Here is a 626-nt window from a genome sequence, read left to right on the forward strand (position 1 = left end):
TTGATGCATTTGTTATAACGTGCATTAACAGCGTACTTCGAAATTAAATTTACATTATTCTGTTTTATTTACAGCTTTCATTGATTGATTTAAAAACATCTTAATCATTCGCTTACTGATAAAGTGAACACCTAGACTTATTAGGATTGCATCTACAATTACGGTGAATCCAAGAATGAAAAACAATTTGTTTAATTCCATTTGCCCTAATGATAAAACGACCAATGACTCACACAAACTTGCCCACAAAATAAAATAAGCGGTTAAACGTATTTTTTCATTTTTAGTAAATTGACGAGGATAGGATTTAGTAAAATGAAGACATATTAAAGTTATAGTCACATATAGAATAATCACTAATCCAGCGGCACCAAGTTGTACGCTTGGAAGAAATGTTGCTATTGTAAGACCAAATGCAATCCAGATAATTGGTAACAATATTGAGTAGAGGAAGATTTTAGGTGTTTTTACGCTATTCATAACAAGTCCTTTTAATTAGATTTGAACACTTATTGCTCAAAAAAGAAATTACTACAAAAAGAATAAAGCGATGCCTACTTCTAGATATTATTCGAGCGACTTCAAATTAGAATATAATCCCAAAAACGTTATAACGCCTGCATAAC

At 30.7% G+C, this 626-nt stretch carries 1 protein-coding gene; it reads right to left on the reverse strand.

The window, feature by feature from the left end:
- Nucleotides 1-54: 54 nt before the first annotated feature.
- A complete protein-coding gene (locus A6E03_RS10075; RefSeq protein WP_065600793.1) occupies nt 55-480 on the reverse strand; it encodes a hypothetical protein in 426 nt (141 codons plus the stop codon).
- Nucleotides 481-626 lie beyond the last annotated feature (146 nt).

It is taken from the genome of Aliivibrio sp. 1S128 (genome assembly GCF_001691065.1).
Lineage (GTDB): Bacteria > Pseudomonadota > Gammaproteobacteria > Enterobacterales > Vibrionaceae > Aliivibrio.